Origin of the sequence: Klebsiella sp. D-Nf1, assembly GCF_002810515.1 — a bacterium.
Taxonomy (GTDB): domain Bacteria; phylum Pseudomonadota; class Gammaproteobacteria; order Enterobacterales; family Enterobacteriaceae; genus Klebsiella; species Klebsiella variicola.
In genome coordinates, this window is the sequence record NZ_PIOK01000038.1 from 1 (window position 1) to 439 (window position 439).

1 rRNA gene is annotated in these 439 nt (G+C 48.5%); it reads right to left on the reverse strand.

The features are described 5' to 3' along the window. Positions 1–110: ribosomal RNA gene (locus CWM54_RS27900) — 23S ribosomal RNA — on the reverse strand; the annotation flags it as partial. Positions 111–439: the final 329 nt, after the last annotated feature.

Here is a 439-nt window from a genome sequence, read left to right on the forward strand (position 1 = left end):
CGCCGGCTATAACGGTTCATATCACCTTACCGACGCTTTTCGCAGATTAGCACGTCCTTCATCGCCTCTGACTGCCAGGGCATCCACCGTGTACGCTTAGTCGCTTAACCTCACAACCCGAAGATGTCTTGTTCTGTCCGGTTCGTTGCGCATCGTGAATCCTACGTTGTTCCGTACTCGCGATGCTCATGGACATTAAGTCCACTCCGCTCGCTGCGTGCGGTACGCCTTGGCTTCACTTTGCTCACGTCACCTTTTACAGTGCCATCTTCTGATTGCGAAAATTTGAGAGACTCGAACACACATTAACTGTGTGTCGTTTCAATTTTCAGCTTGATCCAGATTTTTAAAGAGCAAAACTTCGCAGTGCACCTTTTCAGGTTCACTCTGAAGTTTTCTTGTGTTTGCAGTAATGATGGTGGAGCTATGCGGGATCGAA